The 277-nt window shown below is 43.7% G+C and carries 1 protein-coding gene; it reads right to left on the bottom strand.

The window, feature by feature from the left end; genetic code table 11:
- Positions 1–277: UbiA family prenyltransferase (locus tag ACG9ZL_RS21260; protein WP_419361924.1), on the bottom strand; the 277-nt coding region annotated here is incomplete at both ends.

Genomic DNA, 277 nt, shown 5'->3' with positions numbered 1-277 from the left:
CTGCAAGGGCTACAGCACCAGCATCGACACGTAATACAAAGCCAAAAGCCACAATAAAGATTTCAATGACAGGTTCATGCTTCAACTTGAAGGGATAGGCCCAATTCAGCACTAGATACACCAAGATCACATAAATCACCTTGGGTGCAACTAACCAGGAAAATCCAAGTGCCACATAGATCAAAACCAACAAAATCATCTCACTTCGGGGGCTTACCTGGCCTGAAGCTAAAGGACGTTTCTTAGACTTTTCAGGATGAGCACGATCTTTCTCAAT

It is taken from the genome of Acinetobacter legionensis, from assembly GCF_048551735.1.
GTDB lineage: Bacteria > Pseudomonadota > Gammaproteobacteria > Pseudomonadales > Moraxellaceae > Acinetobacter.
This window is presented reverse-complemented; position numbering and strand designations above follow the sequence as displayed.